Annotated in this window: 19 protein-coding genes; 9 read left to right on the forward strand and 10 right to left on the reverse strand. The window is 45.1% G+C overall.

The window, feature by feature from the left end; all coding sequences use genetic code 11:
• Window positions 1–6: 6 nt before the first annotated feature.
• The 4 genes from oppB to ZX61_RS11295 form a co-directional block, all read right to left on the reverse strand.
• Window positions 7–927, reverse strand: a complete 921-nt coding sequence (gene oppB / locus ZX61_RS11280) for an oligopeptide ABC transporter permease OppB (RefSeq protein WP_049844723.1) — start codon at window positions 925–927, stop codon at window positions 7–9.
• A gap of 59 nt (window positions 928–986) precedes the next feature.
• Window positions 987–2,597: a peptide ABC transporter substrate-binding protein gene (locus tag ZX61_RS11285; protein ID WP_049844724.1), complete on the reverse strand. Its 1,611-nt coding sequence runs from the start codon at window positions 2,595–2,597 to the stop codon at window positions 987–989.
• A gap of 273 nt (window positions 2,598–2,870) precedes the next feature.
• A complete protein-coding gene (locus ZX61_RS11290; RefSeq protein WP_049844725.1) occupies window positions 2,871–3,635 on the reverse strand; it encodes a hypothetical protein in 765 nt (254 codons plus the stop codon).
• 14 nt (window positions 3,636–3,649) lie between these two features.
• Window positions 3,650–4,321: a GntR family transcriptional regulator gene (locus ZX61_RS11295; RefSeq protein ID WP_049844726.1), complete on the reverse strand. Its 672-nt coding sequence runs from the start codon at window positions 4,319–4,321 to the stop codon at window positions 3,650–3,652.
• A gap of 248 nt (window positions 4,322–4,569) precedes the next feature.
• Between ZX61_RS11295 and ZX61_RS11300 the strand changes: the two genes are divergently transcribed.
• The 4 genes from ZX61_RS11300 to ZX61_RS11315 all read left to right on the forward strand — a co-directional run bounded on the left by ZX61_RS11300 (window position 4,570) and on the right by ZX61_RS11315 (window position 9,021).
• Window positions 4,570–5,157 (forward strand): hypothetical protein, encoded by a 588-nt coding sequence (locus tag ZX61_RS11300; protein ID WP_049844727.1) that lies wholly within the window; start codon window positions 4,570–4,572, stop codon window positions 5,155–5,157.
• A gap of 323 nt (window positions 5,158–5,480) precedes the next feature.
• Window positions 5,481–5,993: a hypothetical protein gene (locus tag ZX61_RS11305; protein WP_235431339.1), complete on the forward strand. Its 513-nt coding sequence runs from the start codon at window positions 5,481–5,483 to the stop codon at window positions 5,991–5,993.
• Between the two features lie 5 nt (window positions 5,994–5,998).
• On the forward strand, window positions 5,999–7,471 hold the full coding sequence (locus tag ZX61_RS11310; RefSeq protein WP_235431330.1) for a diguanylate cyclase domain-containing protein: 1,473 nt from the start codon (window positions 5,999–6,001) through the stop codon (window positions 7,469–7,471).
• A gap of 62 nt (window positions 7,472–7,533) precedes the next feature.
• A complete protein-coding gene (locus tag ZX61_RS11315; protein ID WP_049844729.1) occupies window positions 7,534–9,021 on the forward strand; it encodes a nucleoside hydrolase in 1,488 nt (495 codons plus the stop codon).
• 54 nt (window positions 9,022–9,075) lie between these two features.
• Here the strand turns inward: ZX61_RS11315 and ZX61_RS11320 are convergent, their stop codons facing one another.
• Genes ZX61_RS11320 through ZX61_RS11330 form a run of 3 tightly spaced genes read right to left on the reverse strand, consistent with a single transcriptional unit; the run spans window position 9,076 to window position 12,438 of the window.
• Window positions 9,076–10,308 (reverse strand): ABC transporter substrate-binding protein, encoded by a 1,233-nt coding sequence (locus ZX61_RS11320; protein WP_049844730.1) that lies wholly within the window; start codon window positions 10,306–10,308, stop codon window positions 9,076–9,078.
• The gene (locus ZX61_RS11325) at window positions 10,305–11,741 is read right to left on the reverse strand and encodes an ATP-binding protein (protein WP_049844731.1); all 1,437 of its coding nucleotides are present in this window, start codon (window positions 11,739–11,741) and stop codon (window positions 10,305–10,307) included. The genes ZX61_RS11320 and ZX61_RS11325 overlap by 4 nt, the downstream gene beginning before the upstream one ends.
• Entirely contained in the window at window positions 11,731–12,438 is a 708-nt protein-coding gene (locus tag ZX61_RS11330; protein ID WP_049844732.1) for a response regulator, read from the reverse strand. Before ZX61_RS11330 ends, ZX61_RS11325 begins: the two co-directional genes overlap by 11 nt.
• A gap of 241 nt (window positions 12,439–12,679) precedes the next feature.
• Here ZX61_RS11330 and ptsG point away from each other — a divergent pair, with 241 nt between their 5' ends.
• The gene (gene ptsG, locus ZX61_RS11335) at window positions 12,680–14,122 is read left to right on the forward strand and encodes a glucose-specific PTS transporter subunit IIBC (protein ID WP_082173464.1); all 1,443 of its coding nucleotides are present in this window, start codon (window positions 12,680–12,682) and stop codon (window positions 14,120–14,122) included.
• An 81-nt stretch (window positions 14,123–14,203) separates the two neighbouring features.
• Here ptsG and ZX61_RS11340 read toward each other — a convergent pair whose 3' ends face one another.
• Both ZX61_RS11340 and ZX61_RS11345 read right to left on the reverse strand, forming a co-directional pair.
• Window positions 14,204–15,718 carry an aldehyde dehydrogenase (NADP(+)) gene (locus ZX61_RS11340; protein ID WP_049844733.1) on the reverse strand — a complete coding sequence of 505 codons (1,515 nt, stop codon included), beginning with the start codon at window positions 15,716–15,718 and terminating at the stop codon, window positions 14,204–14,206.
• Window positions 15,719–15,751: 33 nt separating this feature from the next.
• Complete coding sequence (locus tag ZX61_RS11345) at window positions 15,752–16,753, reverse strand: 4-hydroxyproline epimerase (RefSeq protein ID WP_049844734.1); 1,002 nt, start codon at window positions 16,751–16,753, stop codon at window positions 15,752–15,754.
• Between the two features lie 111 nt (window positions 16,754–16,864).
• Between ZX61_RS11345 and ZX61_RS11350 the strand changes: the two genes are divergently transcribed.
• The 3 genes from ZX61_RS11350 (at window position 16,865) to ZX61_RS11360 (ending at window position 20,173) form a co-directional block, all read left to right on the forward strand.
• Window positions 16,865–18,130, forward strand: a complete 1,266-nt coding sequence (locus ZX61_RS11350) for an NAD(P)/FAD-dependent oxidoreductase (protein ID WP_049844735.1) — start codon at window positions 16,865–16,867, stop codon at window positions 18,128–18,130.
• Between the two features lie 86 nt (window positions 18,131–18,216).
• On the forward strand, window positions 18,217–19,182 hold the full coding sequence (locus tag ZX61_RS11355; RefSeq protein WP_049844736.1) for an ornithine cyclodeaminase family protein: 966 nt from the start codon (window positions 18,217–18,219) through the stop codon (window positions 19,180–19,182).
• A gap of 76 nt (window positions 19,183–19,258) precedes the next feature.
• Complete coding sequence (locus ZX61_RS11360) at window positions 19,259–20,173, forward strand: dihydrodipicolinate synthase family protein (RefSeq protein WP_049844737.1); 915 nt, start codon at window positions 19,259–19,261, stop codon at window positions 20,171–20,173.
• A gap of 34 nt (window positions 20,174–20,207) precedes the next feature.
• On the opposite strand, the gene ZX61_RS11365 is transcribed toward ZX61_RS11360, so the two are convergent.
• Window positions 20,208–21,092, reverse strand: coding sequence for an AraC family transcriptional regulator (locus ZX61_RS11365; protein WP_049844738.1), 885 nt, complete (start codon window positions 21,090–21,092; stop codon window positions 20,208–20,210).
• 174 nt (window positions 21,093–21,266) lie between these two features.
• On the opposite strand from ZX61_RS11365, the gene ZX61_RS11370 reads away from it, so the two are divergent.
• Complete coding sequence (locus ZX61_RS11370) at window positions 21,267–22,466, forward strand: sugar efflux transporter (RefSeq protein ID WP_049844739.1); 1,200 nt, start codon at window positions 21,267–21,269, stop codon at window positions 22,464–22,466.
• Window positions 22,467–22,560: the final 94 nt, after the last annotated feature.

Genomic DNA, 22,560 nt, shown 5'->3' on the forward strand with positions numbered 1-22,560 from the left:
TACCTCCTAAACACGAATGCGCGGGTCGATGACGGTGTAGAGAATATCGACCACCAAGTTAAACAAGATGGTAAGAGAGGCGACAATCAGGGTTATGCCCATGACTAAGCCGTAATCTCTATTAAGTGCGCCAGAGACGAAGTGTTGCCCCATGCCTCCGGTACTAAAGAATATATCGATAATCACCGAACCAGTGACAACGGCAACAAAGCTCGGGCCTAGCATAGCGATAATCGGTATTAATGACGGGCGAAGCGCGTGATGAAACAGGATGTAGCTGGTGGACAGTCCCTTTGCTTTTGCGGTGCGTATATAAGGTTGATTGAGTGTCTCAATCATTGCGCCGCGCATGACCCTAGCGATACTTGCTACAGAGCCAATCGCCAAGCTAAGTACCGGTAAAATCAAAAACGAAGCTTGTCCGCCTTCCCATCCGCCTGCGGGTAGCCAGCCTAAATGAATAGAGAAAATAGTCACAAGCACGGGCGCCAAGACAAACGCTGGAATCACAACACCTGTCATTGAGAGTGACATAAGTAAGTAGTCTAGTTTTCCATTGCGATTTAGCGCAGCTATGGTGCCTAGAACCATTCCTAGTGGGACGGAAATACAAAAAGAAATCACGCCTAATACAGCCGAAACTGGCCATGATTGAGCGACAAGCTCGGTGACACTAAAGTCTTGGTAAACGAAGCTGGGGCCAAGGTCGCCCTGAATGAAGTTACCAACGTAGATAAAAAACTGAACAATAAAAGGTTCATTAAGGTGAAATTTCGCTTCAATATTGGCGCGTACCACTTCTGGCATCGGCCTTTCCATATCAAATGGGCCCCCTGGGGCAATATGCATTAGCCAAAATGAAACCAAGGCGATAAACAGTAATGTGGGCACTGCGATAAGCAAGCGACGGAGAATATACAGCAACATGACGCATCCTTTCGTTTAAAAAATCCCGCTACCGATGAGTAGCGGGCAAACCGTCCCAATTAGTGGGCCTTTACGTAAACATTCTTGCGATAGTATGAAGACTCAGGATTGGTGCGCTCGTAACCACCGATATGCTCCTTAACAAGGTATTGGTCGTTTCCGTTGCGGTACATTGGGATGATCGCCATATCCTCAATCAGAAGTTTTTCTGCGGCAATGTACTCAGCCGAAGGGTCACTGAGGCTCTTAGACTCTGCCATCAAACGATCGTATTCAGGGTTGTTGTATTTAGAGTCATTGTACTCGCCAGTCGAGACGAAAATATCTAACCAAGTCGATGCTTCATTGTAGTCAGCGGTCCAGCCGCCGCGACTGATGTTGCCTGGATCTTTTAGTGCATAGAAGACTTTAGGCTCTAGCTGTTTGAGCTCGATTTGTGCACCTAGCTTGCTCTTCCACATACCAGCCATTGCAGTCGCCATCTTCACATCTTTAGAGAAGGTAGGGACAGTGAAGGTCAGCTTAAGTGGGTTACTCTTGCTGTATCCCGCTTCTGCAAGTAGCGCTTTTGCTTGAGAATCTCGCTTAGCTTGCTCCCAAGTCGCGAATGTTGGTGTGTGAGTTTTAAAGCCATCGGTTTGCGGTGGTACCAAAGTGAACATAGGGATGCCACCATTCTTAGCAATCGCTTTGGTAATGATGTTACGGTCAATCGCAAACGACAGAGCCTGACGAACGCGAAGGTCTTTGGTTGGGCCTTTTTGCGTGTTCAAGTAGTAGAACGTCGATCCTAAAGAGGCACTGGTGTCAGCGACTTGCTCAGGATATTTTTTAAGTAGCTTGTTCTTCTGCGCAGCTGGAATTGAAAGGGCTTGATCTATTTCTCCTGCAAGATAGCGGTTAAGCGACACGTTTGCATCACCTATTGGTAACCAAGTGATCTGTTCTAGTACGACATTGTCAGCATCCCAATAGTTGTCGTTCTTAGCCATGACCATTTTCTCGTTGACTTTCCAGCTTGAAACTGTGAATGCGCCGTTGGTCACGATGTTTTCGGGTTGTGTCCAGGCATTGCCATGTTTTTCTACTGTCGCTTGATGAACCGGAGCTAGAACGGGGTGACTCAGCAGTTTGATGAAAAATGGAACCGGCTTTTCTAACGTTACCTCAAAGGTATAGTCGTCAACGGCACGCACACCTAAGGTATCTGCCAGCGCTTCGCCTTGCATAATCTTATGTGAGTTTTTTATGCCTGGAATTGCCGCAAACCATGCGTATGGAGAAGCTGTCTCAGGGGTGATTAGGCGTTTCCAGCTATATACGAAATCATGTGCTGTTAGAGGCTCGCCATTTGACCACTTAGATTGGCGAAGCTTAAAGGTATAGACAGTGTTGTTATCATTGGCCTGCCAACTCTCAGCAATTCCCGGAATCGTCTTGCCTTGTTTGTCTTGGATTGTTAGGCCCTCAAACAGGTCGCGGCCTAAGTTAAATGCAGGCTCTGCTGCTTGTTTTGCGGGATCTATGGAGGTGACTTCTGCTCCGTTGTTTAACACGATCTCTTGTTTATCTGCGAGCTGCGTTCCAACAGGAAAGGGTTTAGCTATCGCATTGCTAGTCAATAGCGCAGCAGCGATGGTACTCAGTGCGATTAGTTTTTTGGCTTTCATAGCTTCCTCGTTATGTCCATATAGAAGTACCCCTTTGGCCTAACACTGCGGGGGAGGCTTACTGTGTAAACGGTATAGGCGTAAGCTTTTAACCAAAGGGATAAGAGAAATGTATATTGTATAAAATAATCCAACAAACAATAATTAACATGTTTGTAACAAGGTGGCAGAAAGAGAGACTAGCAGTCTTAGAAATTGAGACTGAACAATAAATGAGCGGTCAATATACAGATTACTCGTGTTTGGTCACAGTAAGTTTTGAACAAAAATAGATCACTGGCGACGGAAACGAGCGGAAACTTCTTTCAATAACCCCCCATCTATGTTGGGTATATCATCAGAGAAGAATATCTGCTGTCCTGGAATGTTTCGAAACAGAACATTGGTTAGCTCTCCTGTCCCATTAGCGCTGTTCGCTGCGTGCATCTCGCCGATTTTTTGATCGACTTCTTTTTCAAGTTGTAGCCGTTGTTCTGCGGTTAATCGCACGCGAGCATGGCACACTTGTGATAGGGTTTCATGCGCCATAGAAACTTGCTCGAAGCGTCTTTTAAATAGAGTATCGAGCGCAGTTCCTTCTTCCATAATGAAGCGTCGACCAGATCGATAGAAAATCTTATCTCCAAGGTTTTCTATGTATCCGAGCATCTCTGCGATACTGAGATAAAAACGCACACTGGTATCAGATAGCTGGTACTCCTCGGCGATTTCTTCTGGGGTTTTATTGCATGAAGTAACCAGATAGATAAAGTCGAGCAGGTAAGGATGTTCGACAAACAAGGCGTTTTGCTCATCTGATAGAAACTGCTCGTTATCGCGTTGAATTTGGATAGCAATATCTGATAAGCCTTGCAAATCGGTGTTAAGGTGAGTGGTATACAGCAAGATTTTGTCTAACCCCAGAGACGGGTTGTGCAAGTGGCGCTTAATCGTCGATAACGGTATACCTGTCTTCTCGGATAATTCGCTGTAACACAAACCTTCGTCTTTAATCTTGTGGCGGATCGCCGCCAATAAGAACTCTGGACCTAGATGCATGGTTTTTACTCACTCTATTGATTGTTATTACGCTCAAGCAGTAAGTCACGAATCGCAGCGCCAGCCTCTAAAATATGCTTTTTCAGCATATACTTAGCGCCGTCGATATCGCGATTCTGGCACATTTCGAGTAGCGCCTGATGCTCTTTATCTGCTTTTGCGGTCCCTTCAGTGAAAAGAAGCTGCATACGAATGTAGCGGTCACATTTAGTGTTAAGGTTATAAATTACATCCATGGTTTCAGGCATGTTAGCCGGAGCATAAAGCGCTTTGTGCAGCTCATAGTTGTAGTTGCTCCACTCTTCGACTTCGTCTCCACGATTAACAACATCATCAAAGCGCTGTCGAATTTCATTAGCTCTTGCTAAGTCTTCATCGGTCATGTTCTGAATCGCGCGTTCCAATATGTGGCACTCAACCACAGCGCGCAGCTCAAACAGTTCGTCGATTTTGTCTGGCGAAAGCTCGGTTACCGTTGCACCTTTATGGGCTTCGAAACTCACTAGCCCTTGCGCTTCAAGCTGCATCAAGGCTTCCCGTACAGGAATTCGGCTAACATTAAACTCTTTTGCCAACGCATCTTGTCGTAATGGCTGACCAGTTTTTAACTCACCTTTTAGAATTTTACTGCGGATAGCTTCTTCCACTAACTGGGTTCGAGTCTTAAAAACAGGTTGTTGCGACATCCAAGTCTCCGGTATTTCTTTTTGGCAATATTGTATTCAATATACCATTTGAGTGATGCAATGCGACTTTCTGCTCCAAAAACAGTTTCTTTTTGGGGGATTGGTCAATAGATGAGAACAGTGGCTGTCAAATTTTTCCGATAACAGCATTGTGATTTGATTTAGTTACTGTTTTTGGAATCAAATACTTTGTGTATTTCATTTCATTGTTAATATTGAAGTTTACTTTAGTTGTATATGGAATTTTTATGAAAAACATTAGCGTGTTGTTGGTGCTATTCTCTTTCGTTTTTCTCTCGGGTTGTCAATCTAATGCTCTTAATAGAGTAGATAACGTTGTAACTTCTGACTCTATGAACCTAAAGATATTTATAGATAGTCAATATCGATATATAGGAGAGTTTGAGTCTAGCGAGTTCTATAAATATAGCGACGGAGTGGGTGGCTCAGTTCACGATCTAAACACTATGCTATTCGTAAATGATATTGATCACTCTTATATCTTGCTAGAAAAGAAGACTTGTCGAGATTGTTACTTTACTCCTACCTCCAGAGTTACTGATGGTGACGGCGAAGCTAGCTTTTTTGTGGGTAGTACTCGAATTTACCGTAGAGAAAATGGCTATGTCACTTTAGTTCCGGAGAATGACACTCAAGTTCAAACCCTAAAACTTTTAATGCAAGTAAATAACGATGGTGTGTATGAAGGAAACTTTTGTGACAGCACCTATGTGACTGGCATAAACAATTCATATTTCCAGATAGGTGTTTTTGCGTCTTGTGAAAATGAATCGCTACCGAAGATTGCGGATCTTGTTAGCTTTGAAGCATTGTAGCCTTCTGTTTACTGCCGGTTTTTATCTTTCCTGCAAATAATCTCTTCAGCATAAAGATTTGAGCCCCATATATTGGGGCTACTTTTGTGTCTCCTGAACAGTGAGAAAGCGTTGAGATCTATTTGTAAGTACTGATTTTTCCGTATTCCATTTGCACTTAATATCTATATCGTTACTATATTCAACTGATCTATAAACTTTAGTTTCAGGTTGGCTACTCAGACTGTGATTGCTCAGGGCTTGAGCACTGTTTCATTGAGTGCAGAAACAGAAAGTAATAAGTATAAATTCAAAGGATTGATATGGAAGTTTCCAAACGCCTAATGGTGGCTTTGTTGTGTGCAGTGTCTTCAATTGCATCTATTGGTATTGCCTACGCGGACTCAGGTGCAAGTTACCCCGAGGGGTGGGAAGATTGGCCAGTGGTGAAAGAGTCGATGAACCTCCCTGCTGATACTGTTTTACCCCCAGATACCTCTTTGTTTATTCAAGAATCCGTGCGTGCATATGCTTGGATCAATGAAGGGAGAGGCTCGCCTCTGACGATAAGAGTCAACCCAAGCAAGTTAGAACAATACAAAACGCATGGTCCATATACAGATGGAGCAACTGTTGTCGCGGTTTCAGAAGTGGAAGGCATTATTTGGGTGACTGAACATATTGGCGGACTTCCACTTTATGGAAGCTACAACCGAGAAGGTAAAGACATCAGCTCTATGCATCCATCTTTAGAGCCTAGTTTTTGCGCTAGCTGCCATACCACCTACAAAGACATTTGTATTAATGGTACCTGTACAGAGCCAGTGCTAGAAATGTATGCAGAAGCTAAAGAGTAACACTATTGAGTGAGCGCTTGTTTGGCTGGCTAACTATTAACCAGATGTTGTTTATTTCGCATCTGGTATTGGTGCTATCGATCATTTTTGGTCTGTCATACAGCCGTTATCAAAATGATTGGTCAACCAAGGTGGAATATCTTGCTGATATGTCTGCCAGTCATCTTGCTGCTTACAATACTTTCTTCTCCGGCTCAGTTGCAGGTCGAAATTATGCAAACCTGCTTATGCAATCGACTTTGGATAACCTGAAAGCGATTCCCAACTTAAAATATGCGGAAGTGTCCGGTACTAGCGACTATCTAAAACACGAAGTTAAGGTCAGGTATTCGATTGATAGGAGTAGAGGCTGGAGGCTAGATGTATCTGAAGATGAAATTCGATTGCTTTCCAATAAACTGAGTTCACTCGAGAATACTCTCGCTGCTACACCTGTGACAAATAAGGTACATATCAAGAAGCTTAACCATCTGATCAATAAGCTCAAAGTGGATCTCTCGGTTATCAACGAGAATATTCAGTTACAGTCTCTGCCTATCCCAACCATTCCTGAGGAGCGGTATGAATCTACTTACTACCTGGATGAAGGTGCTGATCTTCTCCATGTTCAGATAAAATTGCGCAATAACAATGGCGGTTACTTCAGAGCTGTGGTCGATGCCGCTGCGTTGAAACAGATAAAGGGCGATCTGCTAGCGAGAGTGTTATATGAAGCCTTTATTGCTTTAGTCATTTCATTCTTACTTATCTATTTCGTCACTTTTTGGTTAGTTAGTCCGCTGAAAGTTTTAGCTTCTTCTATGAAGCAAGATATCGAAAAGATAGATCAGGCGAAGATTCCAGAAATAAAAAGAGCAGACGAAATTGGTGATCTGGCTCGTTCATACTCTAGCTTGATCACTAAGATTAAAAACCAACTGCGGATTTTACATAACCAAACTGAAACTGACCCTCTTACAGGCATAGGCTCTCGCTTCAAATATCAGAAACGCGCAGCGCAGGCTGTGCAGCAAGCTTTGCAAAATGGCGAGGTTGTCTATTTCGTTATATGTGATATCGACAATTTTAAATTGTTCAATGATTCTTATGGCCATACGGAAGGGGACAACGCCCTTACTGATGTTGCGAATGCCATGAACTCTCTTCTTGAACCACATGAGTTAGGTTGTCGCTTAGGTGGTGAAGAGTTTGTATTCATTCTTTCCAGTAAAGGGGAAAGTAAGCTGAAACAAAGAGTTGACGAGCTTAAGGTTGCTGTTCAGGATTTAAACATTGAGCATAGCAAAAACGTTCCGCATAACGTTGTCACTGTATCTGTCGGTGCTATCCCTATATCTTCTACATTGCATAAAGTCACGATTGAGCAATCAGATCAGTGTATCCAACGAGCAATTGTCAAAGCCGATGAGCAACTATACCTAGGCAAAGAGGCTGGCCGTAATGTGGTGATGTATAGCCAGTCTCTAATCATTGAATAATAAACTACCCAAAATCTACATGAAATAACCCCCTTAAAAAACGGAAAAACAAAGGAGAGTCTATGCAGAGTCTTGATTCGAAAGACTTCTTAAATCAGCCTCAAAAACGAACATGGATCGATACGGATATTACAATCGATCATTACAATGGCTTGATCCCCTGTGATGTTGACGATGGGTACGCGCTAGGTGTTTTGTTCCGTAGCCAGGAAGTCGATATCGTTGGCTTGAGCTCGACCCTTGGCAACTCAGAAGATATAGAAGTGACGACCGAGATTGCTACCCAGTTTACCGCCAAGTTTGGACCAACCAGTTTGACGGTATCTAAAGGGAGTTCTGTTTTCTATTCTGATGCGGAGGGCAAAGAGTTACCTGAAGCTGTTAAAAATCTTGCTCAAGAGTTAAAGCAAGGCCCATTGACCATTCTAGCTATTGGTGCATTAACCAATATTGCATTGTTAATCAAACATTTCCCCGAGCTAGTGGATAACATTCAAGAAGTGGTATGTGTTGCTGGAAGAAGAAACACAGAGCAGCATTTTGTAGCGAGTAAGCGTCAACTGAGACCATTTAGAGATCTTAACTTTGAGGTGGATGAAACGGCGTTTAACGTGGTTCTAAACAGCGAGGTTCAACTAACGCTGATTCCGTTTGAAGTTTGTGATGATATCTGGATTGATTTCCACGAGCTAAGAAAGATGCGCAACGGCAGTTCGCTGGCAGAATATCTTGAAAAAGAATCTCGTATCTGGGCTTTGGAGTGGGCGACTTTGTTTGGTTCAAGCAAAGGGTTTATCCCGTTCGATATGGTTGCTGCCGCGTATGTCGTGAATCCTGAGTGGTTTACTGTTAAGCAATGGCATGTGCAGGTTCAGTCTGGTCCTAGCGATACGAAAAAGGGTGAAACCAAGGAATATTTGGTCTGCAACGAGCAGTTAGATATGGGGAGGTTGGTTAATTACGCCGTCGAAATCTCTCCTAGCGCTGAACCTGAATTATTCAAACGTCTTACTCAGCAAGATATTAGCAGCTTTATTCTTGGACTGTCTCACGTCAACATCATTGTAGAAGATGTTGATGGTGCTGCTGAGTACTATCATAAGGTACTCGGCTTTGAACGCGCTATCGACGACCAAGGCCAGAAGATGGATTATCGCAATGTTTCAATGGCGGAGTTCAATCAGGATGCTGGACTGGCAGACCAAGATGTCGAACTGGATGTGCTTTTCCTTAAACACCCTTATGCATCGATCTATTTGGAGCTGATGCGTTATCACAAGCCGATAGGTCAATCAGAAATCCCGCCTCAACCAAGAACCTACGATCTAGGTGGTCCGCGACATATTGCCCTTGAAGTCTCGAACTGTACTGCGGTGTTTAGATACCTTAAGCAACAAGAAGGTGTGGCGATGATTGATCCGTCTGATGATTATCACCCTGAGAAGCTAGATGGTTTCCCGATTTCGTTTTTCTACTGGATTGACAAGTATGGTGTGCAGTGGGAAATGGAAGAAGGGCGCCGCGTCGGTGTCGCTAGAGGGATCATGTAAACCTTGTTAGCAATATGAAGCAGTCATTGGCGACTGCTTCACTTACTCCATCATCTAATTGCTTTCTGCGATAGCAATAATGCGTTTTATCACCGTATCTGGCTCAAGATCTTTGTCGCGATAGAAGCGGAAAATGGCTGAGTTGATCGCTTGCTGAGCCACAGGGTTAACCGCCATCGAATCAATCATACTCGGCACGACTTTGTTATTGGTTATTCCGACTTGGAAATCCTGATATGACTGTATCTGACAAGGATTGAAGTCACTGATATCAATATCTTCTCGAACGGGAATAGAGCCTTTTATCTGATTAAAGTCACGTTGAAAGTCTTTGTCCGCCAGAATATCAGCAGCATGATTGGCCTGAGAGAAGCTAAAGGATTTGCTCGCCATAAAGATAAGGCTGTCCATGTTAAACAGGAATACGCCGTCACTTTCTGGTGTGGCGTAACAACCGACATCATTGGGTACATTGATGTTGTTCGCCATTAACTCACCTAATATCCAGTCACCGCCAAGTTGGAACAAAGCTTGGTCTGAAGCCAGCGCACGGGTAGCAGTGTCCCATTTGGTGTCCGGTAGCGAGTTTTCTACCAGTAAACTTATTCGTCTTAGTTGTTGCAGCGCAAGCCTCAAAGGTTCACTGTCGATACTCTCTTTTTGTAGCTCAACCATGGCTTTGGTATAGAACTCTACGCCTTGCGTTGAGATAACTAAATTCTCAAACAACATGGCGATTTGCCACGGCTGCTCACCGACCGCAAGTGGGCTAATACCATTTCGTTTGGCGAGCTCCATAGTGGTGAACATTTGCTGCCATGTTTTGGGAACAGGCTGACCAAGAGAGTTAAGAAGCTTATGGTTAACCCACATCCAGTTAAGTCGATGCAAGGTCAATGGTAAGGCTACGTAACCATTTTGCGTTTTATTAATGTCTCTCGCGAGTGGGTACAAAGTCTCATCCCAATGATGCTTCTGCGCAACGGAATTGACCTCATGAAGAATGCCTATTGCATCCCAAGATTTAATACTCGGCCCTTCTGTCTGAGCAAAGCTTGGAGGATTTCCTGCTAGGGCACGTGCTTGCAGAACCGTCATGGCGCTGTCACCACCGCCACCTAATACTGGGCTTGGGGACAGTGCTAAGCCGTGGCTAGTGAGTTGTTTTTCAAGTACGTTGAGCGCCTGCTGTTCACCGTCCGATGTCCACCAATGAAGAAACTCGACGTTAGCGTAAACGGGTAACGAGAGAAGAGGGAGGGATAATAGTGATACAAGTTTGTTCATAGCGAATCTCTTGGGAAAGATAACGTAGCGCATAAACCACCAAACTGAGACCGAGATAAGGTGAGAGAGCCGCCATGCGCTTTGGCAATGCTCTGGGATATAGTCAAGCCAAGCCCTGAGCCTTCATGCTCAGTGTTGGCGCGGAAATAGGGTTGGTAGAGCTTTTCGAATAGCTCTGGCTCTATGCCCTGACCATGGTCTTCAATCCGTATATCGACATGCTCGGTCTCTTCAATCAAAGTGATTTCAGCTTTATCACCATATTTAAGCGCGTTGTCGACTAGGTTCTGAACGCAGCGTTTGATGGCTAAAGGCTTACCTGCTAAGGGTTTATCGGTATGTCCTAAGATCGTTAGGTTATCGGCTTGGTGAGGAAATGAAGTAGTAATATGTTGGATCAGCTCATTAAGGTTGATAGGTTCAATTTCCTCGTGGATATCTGTGTCTTTTATACATTGAAGGGCACCTTTGACCATAAGATCGAGGTCGTTGGCGATGCGAGTAAAGCGCTCTCGGTCTAATTTATCTTCAAGCATTTCGGCCCTTAGCTTGAGACAAGCAATCGGGGTTTTGAGATCATGAGAAATCGCGCCGAATAGCATTTCACGATCATTAATATGGCTATCTATGCGACGATTCATTTTGTTAAACGCTCTCACCGCCGCTTTTAACTCTTTGCTCCCCCTTTCCTTCACTTTTGGCACATCGAGCCTGCTCGACATTAAGGTCGCAGCTTTAGCGAGCTCGCGAATAGGTAGTATCTCGCGGCGAACGATAAACCAAGTACAGAGCAAAAGTAGCAAGGCAGATAAACAGAGCGTTAACCATTCTCTAAGCTCGAAATAGCTAGTCTCAAGATTCACATAGGGGGCGGGTAGGACGGCAGCAAGGTAAAACCATTCATTTTCGGCCACTTCAACTTGCATCACTAGAATCGGCGGATCTAAATCCCCAAACGAGAGTGAGTAATGTGCCCAGAGTAGTGGCAGTTCATCAATAGGTAACTCGTTATTAAACACACGCAGGTTTTCTCTTTCAGTAAACTCAACGTCGATCTGTGGAACGCCTTGTAACTCGCTTTTTAGCACTTGCTCGACTTGATTGACGACCAGTGTTTTAGTTTCGCTTTGAGCAATCGGCGGGACATCAATACGGTGATTGTTGAGAGAGACAAAAAAGCGCGTGCCACCCATATTTCTCAGTTGATTGAGGACTAAGTGGCGATATTCAGCAGGAAGCGTCTGGAAAAATGAAATCGTCGATGAGGCACTTAAAGCTAAGCTTTTAACGGTATTGGAGAGCCCTTGCTTGTCCCGCTCACTGGCATGCTGATACCAAATCAGTCCAGATAATAGCTGCGCGGCAAGAATCACCACTAACAAGAATGCGCTAGCACGAAAGGCTAACGACTGGCTGAGTGCTTTAATTTTCATAGTGGACGTCCGTTGTCAGCATGTAGCCTTTGTTGCGAACTGTTAAGATCAAAGAGCGATCTTTATCTTCGAGATGATGTCGGAGGCGACTGATTTGAACATCAATACCTCGTTCAAACGGGTCGGCGTCTCTGCCCCATATCTCGCGGGCGATATCGTCGCGCGACAAGATAGCTTGAGCATTGTTTATAAATAGACCAAGCAAGGAGAGGTCTGCGCCACTGAGTTGTTTGACATGTTTGTTATCTAGGTGAGTGAGCTGACGAGTGACGGTATCGAGTTGCCATTCATTGAATATAACTTTACGGGTTAGCTTCGCCTCAGTGGTGTGTTGGCTGCGTCTTAAAATAGTCTTTATTCTAGCCAAGAGTTCACGAGGGCTGAATGATTTGGTGATGTAGTCATCCGCGCCCATTTCGAGTCCTGCTACTCGATCGGCCTCCTCGGTTACTGCAGTGAGCATGATGATCGGAATTTGCGAGTCACGACGAAGTTTTTGGCATAAGGTAAAGCCATCTTCACCGGGCATCATGATATCGAGAATGATTAAATCGGGTTGATTGGATTGTAATAAGCGCCACATCGCTTGACCATTCTCAGCACCAATGACCTCAAAGCCTGCTCGGCCAAGGTAGTCTGATAGGGCTTCTCTTAGCTCTAAGTTATCATCTACCACCAGTATCTGTTTGTTTTCCATTGTCATGCATCCTAGCTTGTGCGCACAAATATGATGCATTTTTGCTTACTCTTTCTCAATCGAGGGCGAGGCAATTTTCAGATTTTGAAGCAACACTTTTGTAAGTCATCACTTACAAACTGGCAGTGTTTTGTAACCTTCAAAATTTCTAGACTCGATAAAATTTCCCTGACTTTACGTGAAACACAAAACCCGAGGCTTTCTCGGGTACTAAATGACTGACATAAGTCAGGAGGGAACCATGTTTGGAAGTTTATTTGGACAACTACAAAAAATAGGGCGGTCATTGATGCTGCCAGTGGCGGTGTTACCTGTTGCAGGCCTGATGCTCGGGATAGGTAATGCCGGATTCGCCTTCATTCCAGAGTTCTTAAGTAAGATTATGCTGGCGGCGGGCGATGGCGTATTTGGCAATATGCAGCTGATGTTTGCGGTCGGCGTAGCGCTTGGGTTATCTAAAGGTAATGATGGCGCTGCGGCACTCGCTGGCTTAGTCGGTTTGATTATTATGAACGCCTCGCTCGGTATCGTCACTGGTTTGAGAGGCTTTGAAACGGATGCGACTATTATGGGCGTTAGCACCTTGCAAACAGGGGTGTTTGGTGGGGTGATCATTGGTGCCGTCGCAGCTCTAATGTACAACCGTTTCTACGATATTCGTTTACCCGAGTATCTTGGCTTTTTTGCCGGAAAACGTTTTGTGCCGATTGTTACTGGTTTAAGTGCCATTGTCGTTGGTGCATTTTTGGCGTTTGCTTGGCCGCCAGTAGGGCAAATGTTAGATGCATTCTCCCATTGGGCGGCTTATCAGAATCCGGTTTTGGCTTGGGCTGTTTATGGAGCAGGTGAGCGCTCACTACTTCCTGTTGGATTGCACCACATATGGAACGCGCCTTTCTTCTTCGAAGTTGGCAGCTACATTGATCCTGAGACAGGCAAAGAGATCACTGGTGAGTTAACTCGCTTCTTTGCTGGAGATAAAACCGCGGGTTATCTATCTGGTGGTTTCATGTATTCAATGTGGGCGCTACCTGCAGCGGCTCTTGCTATCTACCACTGTGCAACACCAGAGCGTAAGAAAATCGTCGGTGGTTTGATGATGTCAGCGGCGCTAACCTCGTGGCTAACAGGTATTACAGAACCTATCGAATTCACTTTCTTATTTGTTGCGCCAGCGCTGTACATCATTCATATCTTTTTGACCGGTATCGCCTTTGCTATTACTGCGTTCTTGGAGATCAAGCACAGTACTGATTTTGCTCACGGTGCGATTCAGTTCTTCTTGTACTACCCAATGTCGACCAACGCGTGGATGTTTATCATCATAGGCCCGATTTGGGCGTGCCTATACTATGGCTTGTTCCGCTTCTTAATCGTAAAACTGGATCTCAAGACGCCGGGGCGTGAGACTGAAATTGCAGAAGTCAAAATCGCGGGCCAGCCCGATGAGATTGCGGTTGATGTGATTGCCGCGCTAGGTGGTAAAGCGAATATCAAGTCTGTTGATGCGTGTATAACCCGCTTGAGAGTATCAGTAAAAGATATTGCCAATGTCGATATAGAAAAACTCAAGCAGCTCGGTGCCCATGATGTGCTAGTGATAGGTGACAGCCTGCAAGCTATCTTTGGTACTCAGTCAGATACAATTAAATCTGAAATTCACGGAGTGCTCGCTACCTCCTGATCTTACCTTTCCCCCTAAATCACCTGATTGGTAAGATTTTGCCAACCTCAAACGAGGTTGGCTTTTTCGTTTTACACTGATTTACTTCCCATCGACGCTCATACGTACATTTAGTGGATTAGTCGACTTCAGTGCTTGAGGCAATAACTCTTCAGGCACTGATTGATAAGCGACCGGCCGTAGCCAACGTTTAATCGCCTCTGCGCCGACAGAAGTACTCGCGGGCATAGTCGAAGCAGGGTAAGGGCCGCCGTGTACCATGGCATAACTGACTTCGACACCCGTTGGCCAACCATTAAACACGATACGACCTGCGACTTCTTCTAACTCAGACAATAGTTGAGCTGCGACCGGATGATCGTTGGGTTCTGCTTGTATGGTCGCGGTAAGGCTACCTGCTAAGTTTTGGCTAAGTTCAAGCATATCTTGGTCGTCTTCACACAAAACGACAATGGATTGGGGGCCAAAAATCTCTTCTTGCCACTGAGGATTTGAGCGCCACTTCTCGCTGGTGGTTTCAAACAGCATTGACGGTACGCCTTGTTCCGCTGACGATAGTGTGCGAGTAAGACCTGTTTGTTGTGCTCTTAGCTCACTTTGCTCTAGATAATTGTGTCTAATGCCAGCGGTGAGCATGGTTTGCCCTTGCTGAGCGGTAATACCTTCGCGTACGGCAGCTAGGAACTCATCGGTTGCAGTGCTTTTTGCGACAAAGACGACCGCGGGTTTGGTGCAGAACTGACCGCAGCCCATATTCATCGACATTACATACTCTTCAGCCAAAGACTTTGCGCCACTCTTCATTCGATTCGAAAGAATGAAGACAGGGTTTGAAGCGCCTAGTTCACCGTAGAAAGGAATCGGTTCTGGTCTTCGCTGAGCGAGATCAAACAGTGCTCGACCTCCATGAATGGATCCAGTAAATCCGACCGCTTTAATTGCAGGGTGCGTTACCACAGCCTGCCCAAGCTCGTGTGTAGTTCCTTGAAGCAGAGCAAAAACGGCTTGCGGCAAGTTTACGATGTTGAGTGCTTTTGCTATGCACTTAGCGACGATGTCACTGGTTCCAGGGTGGGCTGGGTGGCCTTTTACAATCACAGGGCAACCTGCCGCAAGTGCAGAAGCTGTATCGCCACCAGCAGTTGAGAAGGCAAGGGGGAAGTTAGAAGCACCAAATACGGCAACAGGACCTAAGGCGATGTTTTGACGGCGAATATCGGGTTTAGGTAAAGGCTCGCGAGATGAATTAGCAGTATCAAATATTGCCTCCTGCCAAAGACCTCCTTCCACTACATCGGAAAAGAGTCGGAGTTGAGCTGTAGTGCGGCTTAGCTCACCATTAAGTCTTGCAAGCGGGAGGGCTGACTCAAGATTCGCTCTTTCTACAATCGCTTGGCGATCCTCTTCTAAGCAGTCGGCGATGGTCTGTAACAGTTGGCTACGTATATTGGGAGAGGTTTGCCTATATGCTTTTGCTACTTCATGAGCAGCAGTAATCGCGAGATCAACGTCTTGGTCAGAATGCTCGGCGAATACCCCTTGCAAGGGCTGCTGTGTTTGAGGGTTTATGGCTGAAAAAGTAGTTGCGGTACTCATAACGGGTTCCTAGTTGTTCTAATTCGATTCGGGTTATTTAAGTTCAAAGCCATATGCGTAAGGGTCTTGATCATCTACCCATATGGTGTTGTGTCCAGTGACTTGAGCCCACCCTTCGATGCTTGGCAGTATGGCCGCGCGCCCGTTGACCTCAGTGATACCTTCAATACGGCCAGTGAACAAGCTGCCAATAATGCTTTCGTGGATAAAATCTTCGCCCTGTTTGAGTTTTCCTTTGGCATACCACTGCGCCATGCGCGCGCTGGTTCCTGTACCACATGGTGAGCGGTCGAGCGCTTTTTCACCGTAGAAAACGGCATTTCGTGCGGTAGATTCTGGCTGAGTCGGTGTGCCTGTCCACAAAACATGAGACACACCACATACGGTTGGATCTTCAGGGTGGATACATTCGACGGCCTGTGAAACCGCCTGTCTAACTTTAGGGCTAAGCATTAGAATTTCATCTGATGAGTAGTGTTCAAGCCCTTGATAGTTTTCTTGTGGATCAACAATGACGTAGTAATTGCCACCATAAGAAACATCAACCGTTATTTCACCCAGCCCTTCCACGTTAACGGTGACATCTTGATGGGCTAGGTAGGCAGGAACATTGTAGATCTTCACAGAGGTGACTTTCTCGCCATCGCGTTGGTAATGCACTTCAATTTGACCAGCCGGAACATCGAGGATCAACTTGCCTTCGACGCGCGGATTAATCAAACGATGTTCTAGGGCCGATGTCACTGTACCGATCGTGCCGTGCCCGCACATCGGTAGGCAGCCGCTAGTTTCGATAAACAGAATCGAAGCATCAGCATTCTCACTGCAAGGAGGAAGAACGACTGAACCAGACATCATTGCATGACCGCGAGGTTCAAACATCAGCGATTGACGGATCCAATCATAGTGCTCCAAGAAAAACTGACGCTTGTCACTCATCGTCTTGCCTTCTAAATGGGGAACACCGCCTGCTACTAGCCGAACAGGATTGCCGCAGGTGTGGGCATCGATACAAAAGAAGGTTCCTTGTCTCATTTCTTGCTCCTTGAATAAGAAATTGGTTGAAGTGGTGAATTTGGATGTTATCGTGATGTTAAGTATATTTTATACAATTTTGTTTTTGAAACGTGATAAGGAGCAAAATAAATGGTGAACAACAATTCAGCAGATTCGCAAAATATTGCAGTGATTGGTGGTGGGATAATTGGCTTGTGCATTGCTCTGAAGTTACAACTTGAAGGTGAAAACGTGACGGTTTTCGATAAGCGTGGAGCAGGGCAAGGATGCTCGAAAGGCAATGCTGGACACTTCGCGACCGAGCAAGTTTTTCCGCTTGCGACACCAGCACTTTTGCCTCAACTGCCAAAGATGCTTCTGTCTCGTCATAGCCCGGTCTCAATACGCATTCAAGACATTCACAAAACCACCCCTTGGATGATTCGTTTCTTACTAAATGCGAGAGATAAAACGACCAAGCAATCCACTCAAGCCTTGACCCAACTTAATCAGTGCGCAATGCAAAGTTGGTTCGCGCTGCTTGAGGAAGTCGGGTTGCAACACTTAATCGAGATGGATGGTTCATTGCTGACATTTGAAAGTGAGCGGCTGTTTGATTCGTATCGTGCGACGCTAAAAAGCTTGCGAGAACACGGGGTGGAGTGCCAAGTTTGGCAGCAAGAGAAACTGCGCGAACGAGTCCCTCAACTTTCTGAATCAGTAAAGTTTGGCGTGTTTTTTCCAGATGCTGGCCATAGCCTAAACCCTTATAGGCTATGCGTTGAGCTTGAATCTTCTTTTAAGTTTCGACAAGGGAGCTTGGTAGAAGAGCAAGTGGAAGAGGCATTTTTTGATGGTGAGTTGGGTATTGTCGCAACGGAAAATGAAAGCTACTCGTTTGACAAAATTGTCATTGCCACTGGTGCTGAGTCAACCGATTTGGTTAGAAGAATTACCGGTATTAAGGTACCACTTCAAGCAGAAAGAGGTTACCACTTAATGGTGCCAGAGCTTAAAAATGCTCTCCCTTTTCCTGTCAGTTCAGCGGATAGAAAATTCATCATGACGCCTATGGAAGAGGGACTGAGGTTAGCGGGTACGGTTGAGTATGCAGGGCTGAACTCACCCCCGAATATGAAACGTGCGACCATGCTTAAAGAGTTGGCAAAAGGGCTTCTAAAGTCGGAGTTATCCTTTCAGTCCGATGGTGAAAAGTGGATGGGAAACCGCCCCTCATTGCCTGATTCTTTGCCCGTTATCGACAGCGTAGAAGATGGAAAAATCCTGTTTGCTTTTGGCCATCAACACCTTGGTCTTACCCAAGCGGCCATCACTGCAGACCTAATCAGTGAACTAAACCGACAGCGTGAACCATCGCTTGATATTTCACCATTTGCGCTAAGTCGCTTTTGCTAAAAAATTTTAAAATTAAATATTGTATAAAATATACAGACATATTATGTTAACAAAAGGTTGCAGTAAAAATGCAAAAGGAACGAGAGATGATTAACTTAGACGCACAGCAAATAGTCAACTGCCTTTCGATGGTAGGGCTGATTGAGTCAATGCGACTAACCTACCAAGAGCAAGCAACTATTCCACAGCGTAACGTGATGCCTTTAGAGGAAGATAAATACGATGCGTTTGCCTTGTTACCTGCTTGGAGTGAATCGCTGATCACCGTAAAAGCGTTTACTTATTTTCCAGATAACTACATCGAAGGCAAAGACAGCTTAGAATCGAAAATTCTCGCCTTTGATCGCTCTAATGGTGAACCTCTGGCTTTGCTCGATGGCAAAGTTCTTACCTATTGGCGCACAGCCGCAGCATCAGCCCTTGCTGCCGATTATTTAGCAAAGCGTGATGCTGAAACCCTGCTCATTTGTGGAACAGGTAATCTTGCTCCCTACATCGCTTACGCCTATTCAGCCATTCGTCCGATACGCAAAGTGCTGATTTGGGGGCGCGATGAGCAAAAAGCACGTCAAACTCTCGATACTATTTTGACGAGCAATGAGTATCAGTCGCTGCCCAACTCTCATCAGTTCACGTTAGAAGTCATTGAAAATGTCGATTCAGTTCTCAATCAAGTGGATATCATTTCATGTGTCACTGGGTCAGATAAGCCTCTGTTTAATGGCGCTCTGGTTCAACCAGGAACTCATATCGATCTAATTGGTAATCACGACTCTGACAAGCGCGAATGTGACAGCACTATAGTTCAAAGGGCCAATGTGTTTGTTGATAGCAAAATTAATGTGTTGGCAGAAGCGGGTGATTTGCTTATTCCTATCGAAGAAGGGGTTTTTGCAGCCGAGAATATACGAGCAGAGCTATCTGAACTGTGTAAACAAATTCATCAAGGTCGCAGTAATGAAGAGGAAATAACCTTATATAAATCAGTAGGTAGTGCTCTTGCTGATCTGGCGGCAGTAAAGTTTGTGCTACAGGAAAAAGAGATTTTTTAACTAGGGGAAATCCCCGTTTAATTGCAGTTTCGACTGTAAACTTAAATTGCATACAATATACAAATGGAAGGTAAAGATGAACGTAGATTGGAAAGGTGTCTACCCTGCAGTAAGTACTCAGTTTCGTAAAGATCAGAGCATTGATCTCGACGCCACTCAAACTGTAATCGATAACCAAATTAACGATGGCGTTAATGGCATTATTTGCTTGGGGACGGTCGGTGAAAACTGCGCGCTGTACCCTGAAGAGAAGCGTCAGGTTCTCGCGGCAGCGAGAGAAGTGGTTGCAGATAGAGTGCCATTGATTGCGGGGGCAGCAGAGTCGATAACCACTGCGGCGATTGATTACATGCAAGATGCGCAAAAAATAGGTATCGATGGCTGCATGGTGATGCCTGCAATGGTCTACCGCACATCGGATAGCGAAACAGTGGACTACTACCGCACTTTAGCGCAAGCTACGCCTGAAATGCCAATTATGATTTACAACAACCCAGTTTCCTATGGCGTCGATGTGAATCTTGATCTAATGGAACAACTTGCAGCATGTGAAAGTATTGTTGCGGTTAAAGAGTCTACCACTGACACGCGTCGTATTACTGAACTGTACAATCGTTTCGACGAACGTTTTACTGTCTTCAGTGGCGTTGATGATATCGCACTGGAATCTCTCATGCTTGGTGCGACGGGGTGGATTTCTGGTTTAACCAACGCATTTCCTGCTGAGTCTGTTGCTATCTATAAACTGGCAAGCCAAGGGCGCTATGCTGAAGCGTTAGAAATCTACCGTTGGTTCTTACCACTGCTTCGTTTAGATACGATTCCAACTTTGGTTCAATGTATCAAACTGGCGGAACAAGTGTGTGGCCGAGGCAGCGAGCAAGTCCGTGCTCCTCGTCAGCTGCTTAAAGGTGAAGAACGGGCGCAAGTGATTGCATTAGTCGAACAAGCGATTGCGACGCGTCCAGATTTGTCGAAGTACAATCTTTAAATCATGTTCCTAGCAGGGCAAGTTCCATCTTGCCCTAATTAAACCGAGCCCGAAACTGGGTGGGTGTCATCTGCTTAACGGCGCGGAACTGGCGGTTGAAATTAGAAAGGTTAGAAAAGCCCGCTTTTTCCGCGACCAACGCGATTGGAGACTGGGTACTGGCAAGCAGTTCACACGCTTTGCCAATTCGAAATAGCTTTAAGTGATCGGAGAAACTGACTCCAAAGTGCTTTTCAAATAACCGATATGCCGAGCTTTCACTGATGTGGAGGGCGTGGCACACATCAGAGATTTTGATCGGTTCGTGGAAGTGATTTTCGATATATTGTGTGGCTCTTTCCACTTTCTGATGGGCATCCTTATCAGAGATTTGGCTAATTCGATAAGGCGTCGTAGAAAGTTTCTGGGATTCTAAATCATCCGCTAAGTGAATAAGAACTTCCATGACTTTTAAAGCTTGGTAGTGGCGCTCAAGCGATTCCGTTCCAATCAACAGCTGCGCCACTTTTTGCGCAGTATCGTCACTGAACTTGATACCAAACGCCGCTTTTTCTAGTAGCGCTTTGATATTTCGTGCTTCGGGGATGGTTGACTGAAGCCTCTCAATCCAGTGATGCTTAAGCCAAACGATGATAGAGCTGTGCGGTTTTTCTACACTGCTTGCAAGCTTGCCTGTAATCATATGAGGTAACCCTGGCCCATAAAGTAGAAGCGTGTTGTTATGGACTTGGCCTATTGCATCGCCTGCAAGATAATTGCCGTTAAAGACATTCTCCGGATCAAGGTAAAGAACCAACTCGTACTCAGAGTGATAGTGCCATGAACAAGCAAATTCTTCTTTCTTCACACGACAATGAAATTCTCGCACCAGCCAGTCGTAATTTGGTGCGCTGAGTACATTTTCTATAAATGGTTTCATCAATAAGCCCCTTTGTCTGCGCCTAGGCTAAGCCAGATGACTTTAACCGTCAAAAACAAAAGAGATATTGAAGGAATAGTATTAGAGGTGGCTCGAATACTATCAATTGATAGGCATCGGTTTGATTAAACTAGCGATAAGTTAAAGACATTACATCGCACGAGTTGGCTCATCATGTACAAAGATAAAATTGCTCTATTATTTATTTTCACCGCATTTGTAACAGGCTTATGTGGTGCGTTTTTTTACCCACTTTCGAGCTTATTTATCGTCGAACAGCTTGGTGCCTCGCCAATGATGCTGAGCTTATATATGGTACTCGCAGTCGTGAGTTCCGTTGTCGTCTCACAGCTGTTGGCTGCTCAATCTGACAAGAACTGGCAACGAAAAACGATTTTAGTTGTATCGTTGACCTGTTACTTGGTGACCGTAGTGAGCTTTATCTTTATCCGAGACTATTGGATGGGGGTCACAATAGCCACACTGTTTGGCAGCTTCGGTGGTGCGGCGTTTGGACAGCTATTCGCCATGGGGCGCGAGTACGCGGATGATAACGTTGAAGATAGCACAACATTCCTGTCGACCATGCGTGCAGGTATTGCCATTGCGTGGGTGTTCGGACCGCCTATCGCTTTTATGCTTAAAGCGACCTTTGGTTTTGGCGCGGCATTTAGTACATCTGCTGTCATTGTCGCTGTCGGTATCTTAGTGATCATGTTTTTCTTACCTTCATGTAAAACGGCTGCCGAAGAGTTAGAAGAAGACCTGACAAAACCGAGTTCGAAAGGCAAAGGTGGCTTGATTTCGTTATATTGCCTAGTGCTCGTTGTCGCTTTTGGCGCTAACAATCTTTATATCACCAGTATGCCTCTTTATCTCTCGCAAGAGTTACAAGTTGACCCTAACTGGTTGGGCTTTTTATTTGGTGCTGGCGCACTATGTGAGATCCCTGTGATGCTTTGGGCTGGGCGCTTGTCGGAGAAAGTGGGGACAGTAAAACTACTGCTTATGGGTATTACCAGTGGTACGCTTTTTTATGCGGTGATGCTGACCAACACAAGCTTTGAGGCCATGTTAGCTGCTCAACTATTGAATGGGTTCTTTATCGGTATTTGCGCCACATTGGGCATGGTGGTTCTGCAAGACATGATGCGAGATAGATTAGGAACAGCATCAACTTTGTTCTCCAATATGCTAAATATCAGCATGCTAGTAGCGAGTCTTTCTGTCGGCGTTGTCGGTGAACTATACAATTATTACAGTACCTTATATGTCTCCTTAGGTGGAACCTTGGCTGCGCTCATCCTGTTAGTGTTGTTCAATATAAAGTTGAATAGCAGTGGCGATGAACTGAAGCAGGCAAAGGTGTCTTAATTAGGTAGTAAATGATTTATAGAGAGAGTTGATGGACGGCAACATTCCTTACAATACAAGATGTTATTTGCAATCTTGAGTTTGATGGAGTTCT

This window comes from Vibrio sp. VPAP30 (assembly GCF_001188205.1).
GTDB classification, from domain to species: Bacteria; Pseudomonadota; Gammaproteobacteria; order Enterobacterales; family Vibrionaceae; genus Vibrio; species Vibrio bivalvicida.

Coding starts and splice junctions, on each gene's coding strand:
- ZX61_RS11350 (WP_049844735.1), top strand. CDS start 16,865: ATGGTGAACAACAATTCAGCAGATTCGCAAAATATTGCAGTGATTGGT.
- ZX61_RS11305 (WP_235431339.1), top strand. CDS start 5,481: ATGGTGGCTTTGTTGTGTGCAGTGTCTTCAATTGCATCTATTGGTATT.
- ZX61_RS11340 (WP_049844733.1), bottom strand. CDS start 15,718: ATGAGTACCGCAACTACTTTTTCAGCCATAAACCCTCAAACACAGCAG.
- ZX61_RS11355 (WP_049844736.1), top strand. CDS start 18,217: ATGATTAACTTAGACGCACAGCAAATAGTCAACTGCCTTTCGATGGTA.
- ZX61_RS11330 (WP_049844732.1), bottom strand. CDS start 12,438: ATGGAAAACAAACAGATACTGGTGGTAGATGATAACTTAGAGCTAAGA.
- ZX61_RS11285 (WP_049844724.1), bottom strand. CDS start 2,597: ATGAAAGCCAAAAAACTAATCGCACTGAGTACCATCGCTGCTGCGCTA.
- ZX61_RS11320 (WP_049844730.1), bottom strand. CDS start 10,308: ATGAACAAACTTGTATCACTATTATCCCTCCCTCTTCTCTCGTTACCC.
- ZX61_RS11365 (WP_049844738.1), bottom strand. CDS start 21,092: ATGAAACCATTTATAGAAAATGTACTCAGCGCACCAAATTACGACTGG.
- ZX61_RS11315 (WP_049844729.1), top strand. CDS start 7,534: ATGCAGAGTCTTGATTCGAAAGACTTCTTAAATCAGCCTCAAAAACGA.
- ZX61_RS11290 (WP_049844725.1), bottom strand. CDS start 3,635: ATGCATCTAGGTCCAGAGTTCTTATTGGCGGCGATCCGCCACAAGATT.
- ZX61_RS11325 (WP_049844731.1), bottom strand. CDS start 11,741: ATGAAAATTAAAGCACTCAGCCAGTCGTTAGCCTTTCGTGCTAGCGCA.
- ZX61_RS11295 (WP_049844726.1), bottom strand. CDS start 4,321: ATGTCGCAACAACCTGTTTTTAAGACTCGAACCCAGTTAGTGGAAGAA.
- ZX61_RS11370 (WP_049844739.1), top strand. CDS start 21,267: ATGTACAAAGATAAAATTGCTCTATTATTTATTTTCACCGCATTTGTA.
- oppB (WP_049844723.1), bottom strand. CDS start 927: ATGTTGCTGTATATTCTCCGTCGCTTGCTTATCGCAGTGCCCACATTA.
- ptsG (WP_082173464.1), top strand. CDS start 12,680: ATGTTTGGAAGTTTATTTGGACAACTACAAAAAATAGGGCGGTCATTG.
- ZX61_RS11300 (WP_049844727.1), top strand. CDS start 4,570: ATGAAAAACATTAGCGTGTTGTTGGTGCTATTCTCTTTCGTTTTTCTC.
- ZX61_RS11360 (WP_049844737.1), top strand. CDS start 19,259: ATGAACGTAGATTGGAAAGGTGTCTACCCTGCAGTAAGTACTCAGTTT.
- ZX61_RS11345 (WP_049844734.1), bottom strand. CDS start 16,753: ATGAGACAAGGAACCTTCTTTTGTATCGATGCCCACACCTGCGGCAAT.